The organism is Streptomyces sp. NPDC002845, assembly GCF_053591955.1.
Window position 1 is genome coordinate 50,984 of record NZ_JBSFUU010000067.1, and the last position, 6,796, is coordinate 57,779.

At 71.0% G+C, this 6,796-nt stretch carries 5 protein-coding genes; 3 read left to right on the top strand and 2 right to left on the bottom strand.

The window, feature by feature from the left end; translation table 11 throughout:
• Window positions 1-112: 112 nt before the first annotated feature.
• Entirely contained in the window at window positions 113-1,129 is a 1,017-nt protein-coding gene (locus tag ACWD3C_RS35630; protein WP_451150547.1) for an aspartate-semialdehyde dehydrogenase, read from the top strand.
• A 159-nt stretch (window positions 1,130-1,288) separates the two neighbouring features.
• Window positions 1,289-3,898, top strand: coding sequence for an aminopeptidase N (gene pepN / locus ACWD3C_RS35635; protein ID WP_451150549.1), 2,610 nt, complete (start codon window positions 1,289-1,291; stop codon window positions 3,896-3,898).
• 19 nt (window positions 3,899-3,917) lie between these two features.
• On the opposite strand, the gene ACWD3C_RS35640 is transcribed toward pepN, so the two are convergent.
• Window positions 3,918-4,388 (bottom strand): hypothetical protein, encoded by a 471-nt coding sequence (locus tag ACWD3C_RS35640; protein WP_451150551.1) that lies wholly within the window; start codon window positions 4,386-4,388, stop codon window positions 3,918-3,920.
• A gap of 355 nt (window positions 4,389-4,743) precedes the next feature.
• Between ACWD3C_RS35640 and ACWD3C_RS35645 the strand changes: the two genes are divergently transcribed.
• Window positions 4,744-6,504: a hypothetical protein gene (locus tag ACWD3C_RS35645; RefSeq protein WP_451150553.1), complete on the top strand. Its 1,761-nt coding sequence runs from the start codon at window positions 4,744-4,746 to the stop codon at window positions 6,502-6,504.
• Here the strand turns inward: ACWD3C_RS35645 and ACWD3C_RS35650 are convergent.
• Window positions 6,501-6,701 (bottom strand): hypothetical protein, encoded by a 201-nt coding sequence (locus tag ACWD3C_RS35650; RefSeq protein WP_451150555.1) that lies wholly within the window; start codon window positions 6,699-6,701, stop codon window positions 6,501-6,503. The genes ACWD3C_RS35645 and ACWD3C_RS35650 overlap by 4 nt on opposite strands.
• Between the last annotated feature and the right edge of the window lie 95 nt (window positions 6,702-6,796).

The following is a 6,796-nucleotide window of genomic DNA, read 5'->3' on the forward strand; positions in this document are numbered from 1 at the left end:
GCAAACAATTGGACAGGCGGACCAGTGCGGACCGCATGATGGAAACACCTCGGCCATGCACAACACACGCACAACGCACAGTACGTACGCACACCACGTAGAGGGAGTCACCGTGAGGGTCGGAATCGTCGGAGCCACCGGTCAGGTCGGCACGGTCATGCGCAGGATCCTCGCGGAGCGCGACTTCCCGATGGACGAGCTGCGCCTGTTCGCCTCGGCCCGCTCGGCGGGGACGGTCCTCGACGGTGTGACGGTGGAGGACGCGGCCACGGCCGACTACTCGGGCCTCGACATCGTCCTCTTCTCCGCGGGCGGCGCGACGTCCACGGCGCTGGCCGAGAAGGCCGCCTCCCAGGGCGCGGTCGTCATCGACAACTCCTCCGCGTGGCGCCGTGACCCGGAGGTGCCCCTCGTGGTCTCCGAGGTGAACCCGCACGCCGTCGCCGACCGGCCCAAGGGCATCATCGCCAACCCGAACTGCACGACGATGGCCGCGATGCCGGTGCTGAAGCCGTTGCACGAGGAGGCGGGGCTGGAGGCGGTCGTCGTCGCGACGTACCAGGCGGTTTCCGGGTCCGGTCTCGCGGGCGTCGCCGAGCTGCACGGCCAGACGCAGAAGGTGGTGGCCGACGCGGACCGGCTGACCCATGACGGGGAGGCGCTCGACTTCCCCGAGCCGCAGGTCTACAAGCGGCCGATCGCCTTCAACGTGGTTCCGCTGGCGGGCTCGATCGTGGACGACGGTCTGAACGAGACCGACGAGGAGCAGAAGCTCCGCAACGAGTCCCGCAAGATCCTGGAGATCCCGGAGCTCCGGGTGTCCGGCACATGCGTCCGCGTCCCGGTTTTCTCCGGGCACTCCCTCCAGGTCAACGCCCGCTTTGCGCGTCCGCTGTCCGTGGAGCGCGCGACGGAGCTCCTCGCCGGGGCGCCCGGGGTCGCTCTCTCCGACATCCCGACCCCCCTCCAGGCCGCGGGCAAGGACCTCTCCTACGTCGGCCGCATCCGCCACGACGAGACCGTCGACCACGGCCTCGCCCTCTTCATCTCCAACGACAACCTCCGCAAGGGCGCGGCCCTCAACGCCGTCCAGATCGCGGAACTGGTAGCCGCGGAACTGAAGGGCTGAGCTTTCGGGGGCGTGTGCGGCGGGAGGTGGGGACGTGTTTCCTCGCCCCCGCCGCCCCTGCGCCCGCACCCCCGTTCACCGGCGAGAAAACGGACATCGCGTTCGGCATGGGTCCCGTGGAAGGATGGCGCAACCCACACATAACGAGGAGATGACCGCGTGCCTGGCACAAACCTGACTCGCGAAGAGGCGCAGCAGCGGGCGAAGCTGCTCACCGTTGACTCGTACGAGATCGATCTCGACCTCTCCGGCGCGCAGGAGGGCGGTACCTACCGGTCCGTGACCACGGTGCGCTTCGATGTCGCCGAAAACGGCGCGGAGTCCTTCATCGACCTGGTCGCCCCGACCGTCCACGAGGCCACCCTCAACGGCGACCCGCTCGACCCGGACACGGTCTTCCAGGACTCGCGGATCGCCTTGCCGGGACTTCTGGAGGGGCGGAACGTCCTGCGGGTCGTCGCGGACTGCGCGTACACGAACACCGGTGAGGGCCTCCACCGGTTCGTCGACCCCGTCGACCAGCAGGCGTATCTGTACACGCAGTTCGAGGTCCCGGACGCCCGCCGCGTGTTCGCGAGTTTCGAGCAGCCCGACCTGAAGGCCACGTTCCAGTTCACCGTGCGCGCGCCGGAGGGCTGGACCGTCATCTCCAACTCGCCCACGCCCGAGCCCAAGGACAACGTCTGGGAGTTCGAGCCGACGCCGAGGATCTCGACGTACATCACGGCGCTGATCGTCGGGCCGTACCACTCCGTCCACAGTGTGTACGAGAAGGACGGGCAGACCGTTCCGCTGGGCATCTACTGCCGGCCCTCCCTCGCCGAGTTCCTGGACTCGGACGCGATCTTCGAGGTCACGCGGCAGGGCTTCGACTGGTTCCAGGAGAAGTTCGACTACGCGTACCCGTTCAAGAAGTACGACCAGCTGTTCGTGCCGGAGTTCAACGCGGGCGCGATGGAGAACGCCGGTGCGGTGACGATCCGGGACCAGTACGTGTTCCGGTCGAAGGTGACGGACGCCGCGTACGAGACGCGGGCCTCCACGATCCTGCACGAGCTGGCCCACATGTGGTTCGGCGACCTGGTCACCATGGAGTGGTGGAACGACCTGTGGCTGAACGAGTCGTTCGCCACCTACGCCGAGGCCGCCTGCCAGGCCTACGCCCCGCAGTCGCGCTGGCCGCACTCCTGGACGACGTTCGCCAACCAGATGAAGACCTGGGCCTACCGCCAGGACCAGCTCCCCTCCACGCACCCGATCATGGCCGAGATCCGCGACCTGGACGACGTGCTCGTCAACTTCGACGGGATCACGTACGCCAAGGGCGCCTCCGTTCTCAAGCAGCTCGTCGCGTACGTCGGTATGGACGAGTTCTTCCGGGGCGTGCAGGCGTACTTCAAGCGCCACGCCTACGGCAACACCCGTCTCTCCGACCTCCTCGGCGCCCTGGAGGAGACCTCCGGGCGTGACCTGAAGACCTGGTCGAAGAAGTGGCTGGAGACGGCGGGCATCAACGTCCTGCGGCCCGAGATCGAGACCGACGCGAACGGTGTCATCACCTCCTTCGCCGTCCGGCAGGAGGCCCCCGCGCTGCCCATCGGCGCCAAGGGCGCTGTATCCGATGATGCGGCTCCGCCGCGTGGCACCCTCCGGCCGCACCGCATCGCCATCGGCCTGTACGACCTCGACGACGAGAGCGGCAAGCTGTTGCGCGACGGCGACAGCGGGCGGATCGAGCTCGATGTCGATGGTGAACTGACCGCCGTACCGCAGCTGGTGGGGCGTCGGCGCCCGGCCGTGGTCCTGCTCAACGACGACGACCTGTCGTACTCCAAGATCCGCCTCGACGAGCAGTCGCTCGCCTTCGTGACCGAGCACCTCGGCGACTTCGAGGCCTCCCTGCCGCGCGCCCTGTGCTGGGCCTCGGCCTGGGACATGACCCGGGACGCCGAACTCGCCACCCGCGACTATCTGTCCCTGGTGCTGTCGGGCATCGGCAAGGAGTCGGACATCGGTGTCGTGCAGTCGCTGCACCGTCAGGTGAAGCTGGCGATCGACCTGTACGCGGACCCGTCGGCGCGCGAGGCGCTGCTGACCCGCTGGACGGACGCCACGCTGGCGCATCTGCGGGCGGCGGAGCCTGCGTCGGACCACCAGCTCGCCTGGGCCCGCGCCTTCGCGGCGACCGCGCGTACGCCGGAGCAACTGGACCTGCTGGAGGCCCTGTTGGACGGTTCGCACACGGTGGAGGGGCTGGCCGTGGACACGGAGCTGCGCTGGGCGTTCGTCGAGCGGCTCGCGGCGGTGGGCCGGTTCGACGAGGCGGAGATCGCGGGCGAGTACGAGCGGGACAAGACGGCGGCCGGTGAGCGCCACGCGGCCACCGCCCGGGCGGCCCGCCCCCTCCCGGAGGCCAAGGAGGAGGCCTGGGCCTCGGTCATCGAGTCCGACAAGCTCCCCAACGCCATTCAGGAGGCCGTCATCAGCGGCTTCGTCCAGACCGACCAGCGCGAGCTGCTGGCGTCGTACACGGAGAAGTACTTCGCGGTGGTCAAGGACATCTGGGAGTCCCGCTCCCACGAGATGGCCCAGCAGATCGCCGTCGGCCTGTACCCGTCGCTCCAGGTCTCCCAGCAGACCCTGGACCGCACGGACGCCTGGCTCCTGTCCGCCGAGCCCAACGCGGCCCTGCGCCGCCTCGTCTCGGAGTCACGGTCGGGCGTGGAGCGCGCGCTGAAGGCCCAGGCGGCGGACGCGGCGGCCGCGTAGCCCATGGGTGCGGGGGCGGTCACCCGCCCCCGCACACCCTGCGGGCCAGGTCGACCATGGTGCGCACATGCAGTCCGGTCTGCGCGGCCACGGGCACCCATCTCAGGTCGTACGACTTGTCGAGCTCCTGGCACCACTCGCGCACCAGGTCTCCGAGGACGTCGGCGGTCCCGGGGTCCGTGCACGCGAGGGACCGGCGCATCATGGCCGCCACGCGCAGCGGGATGCGGCGGGCGGCGAGGCCGAGGGTGACGAAGTGGCCCCGGGAGCCGGCGAGTTCCTCCGTGGCCCAGGTTTCGACGAGTGACGGTGCCACGTCGACGAGTTCGCGGGCGGCGTCGCGCAGGGGCAGCATGCCGTCGGGGACGGCGTCGTACGCGTCCCGCCGCCCGTCGAGTACGGCCGTGAGCTCCTGGGTGCGGCCCAGCAGCAGTTCGCCCAGCCGGGCGATCTCGCGCTCCGGTTCGGGGGCGGGCCTCGGGTCGCTCACCGCGGGGGTGCTCCAGGCGGGCGCCTCGACGAGGGCTGTGAGGGTGCCGTACCGCCCCGGGTTGGAAACAGTTCCCGGATGTGCAGGCCAGTGTCGGCCATTTCGGGCGGGGCGGCTGAGTGGCGTGGTCGGTAGCGGATGATCCAGTCGGCGATCATCTTCGGCCCTTTCCTGTGCAGGGGGATCGGTTGTTCGCCAGTCGCTGTCGTGTGCTTACCCGGGGTGTGGGGGCGGGGGTTAGCTTCGGCCTGTCGGGATCACCACGGGCGAGCGGGGGCGCACGGCGATGGGCAGGCGGGGGCGGGGTGCCAAGGGGCGGGAGCCGCGCCCTCATCGTGCGCTGTCCGATCCGTTCGTGGTCGCCCCGCCGGGCGGATGCCGCATCCGCACCCGGCTGCGCCTCTCGCCCGCCGACGCGGTCGTACTGCGGGCCGTCGGCGAGCACCTGGGCGCGCTGGCCGGGGCCGATCTCGCGGCGCGGGTGCGGATCGGGAACGTGCCCGCCGCGCACAATCAGCGGGCCGGGCGGAAGAAGGCGCTCACCGCCCGGTCCTCCTCCCGCTGGGCGGGGTCGGTCACCCGTACCAGCGAGGACCAGTACCAGCTCGCCCGGCGGGCGCTGAACGCCCGTATCGGCTCACTGCGCCAGGCGATCGCCACGATCACCTCCCGCCTCGCCGTCACCCCCGGCAGCCGGGAGCGGCGAGGGCGCCGGTGGGTGCGTGGGTACGCCGACGGCGCCGAGCGGCGGGCCAAGCAGCAGCGGCTGCAGATCCTGCACGGTGAGCTGCGCCGGGCGGTACGGGAGCGGGAGGGCGGCCGGGTACGGGTCACCCGGGGCGGACGCCGGCTGCTCAACACCCGCCACCACCTCTACGACAACGCCACCGCACCGAAGCCGCTGACCGCAGCCAACTGGCAGGCCCAACTGGAGGGGTGGGGCACCGTCTGGTCGGCGCGGCGGATGTTCCTGACCGCGGACGGGGAGGCGGGCGCGCCGTTCGGGAACTACACCCTCGGCATCGACCCCGCCGACGGCACGATCGCGATGGTGCTGCCCGAGCCGCTGCGCGTCCAGCACGCCAACGCCCCGCGAGGCCGGTACGTCCTGGACGCGGCGGCCGTCTTCGCCCACCGGGGCGGGCAGTGGGCGGACCGGATCGCCGCGGGCGCCTCGGTCCGCTACGACATCACCTGCGACCCGGCCCGCGGACGCTGGTATCTGGATGCCTCCTGGTCCACCACAGCCAGGGGCCACAAGCTCCCCGTGCCCGCCCTGGAGACGCTGCGGCGGCATCCGGTGCTCGCGGTGGACGTCAACGCCGACCACCTCGCCGCCTGGATCATCGACCCGCACGGCAGCCCCGTCGGCGCCCCCCACACGATCCCCCTCCGGCTGTCCGGGCTGCCCGCCGCCACCCGGGACGCACGGCTGCGCGCAGCAATCTCCCGGCTCCTGCATCTGGCGCAGCGGCATGAGTGCGCGGCGCTGGTGATCGAGAACCTGGACTTCGCCGACGCCCGGGCCACCGGGTGGGAGAAGCTGGGCCGGGACAGGCGAGGCGAAGCCTTCCGGCGCCTGGTGGCGGCCATCCCGGCGGGCAGGTTCCGTGACCGCCTGGCCGGGATGGCCCACCACGCCGGACTGTCCGTGACGGCGTATTCGAGCAGGTGGGGTGCCCAGCACTGGCTGAACCCCCTCAAAGAACAGCAGGCTTCTGCCGGCTCGGCCACCACCATCACGGGGCATCATGCCGCCGCGGTGGTCGTCGGCAGACGCGGTCTGGGCTGTACGGCCCGGCGCAGGAAAGACGGACCCCGCCAAACCCCTGCCACCACCGCCACCCGGCGTGCTGAGGCAGCGGCCGTGCGACCGGAGGATCGCACCGGGACAACCGCCCCCACACCGCCGAGTCACCGCAGCACAGGCCGTACGGAGCGGACAGCTCCGGCACGGACCTCGCGCAGCACCCCCCGGGTGCGTCAGACACGAGCGCGCCCACCCGGAAAGCACCCGCCCCACGGCCCCACCACCGTTCGGGGGCCCAGCACCCACGACCAGCAACTCACGCTGCTCGCAATGCCCGAAACGGCCGACACCGGCCAATCAACCTAGGAACGGTCGCGTTCGCTTCCGGTGCGGCCGCAGTCGCAGTCGCAGTCGCAGTCGCAGTCGCCGGACAGTACGAGGACGCCAGGTGGGTCCGGGTGCCAGTCGGGGCCGTCGCAGGGGTGGTCGTCGAGGAGGATGCGCAGCCGTGCCGCCGTCTCCCGGAAGGCGTGGGCGGCGCCGGGCACCTGTCTCGTCTGCATCTTGAATCCTCCCCTCCCTGAAGGGGGAGGGGATTCCTGGCTCAGGCAGCCTCCTGGAGCAGCGCTCCAGGAGGTCTTGCGCCATCGGCACCAGC

Bases quoted from the DNA above. Each gene is read 5' to 3' on its own strand.
- ACWD3C_RS35650 (WP_451150555.1), bottom strand. From the start codon at position 6,701: ATGCAGACGAGACAGGTGCCCGGCGCCGCCCACGCCTTCCGGGAGACG.